We start from the raw sequence: 246 nt of genomic DNA on the forward strand, positions 1-246 counted from the left end.
AAAGACACGGATTTGCAGGTGGTCCAGCAAGTCATGGTAGCCGTTTTCACAGACGCTCAGGTTCTATAGGTAACCGCGAGTGGCCAGGTCGTGTTCAAAAAGGACGCAAAATGGCGGGGCATTTTGGGAATGAATTAGTTACTGTTAAAAATGAAGTTGTTTCATTTGACGCTGAAAATGGTGTTTTAGTATTAAAAGGTAGCGTTGCAGGTTATAATGGTGCAATGGGTAAAGTAAGGATTGTAA

The 246-nt window shown here is 42.3% G+C and carries 1 pseudogene; it reads left to right on the forward strand.

The window, feature by feature from the left end:
• A pseudogene (locus KJQ99_RS11485) lies at window positions 1-246 on the forward strand (50S ribosomal protein L3); the annotation flags it as partial.

Origin of the sequence: Campylobacter sp. 2018MI13 (genome assembly GCF_018501135.1) — a bacterium.
Classification (GTDB): domain Bacteria; phylum Campylobacterota; class Campylobacteria; order Campylobacterales; family Campylobacteraceae; genus Campylobacter_E.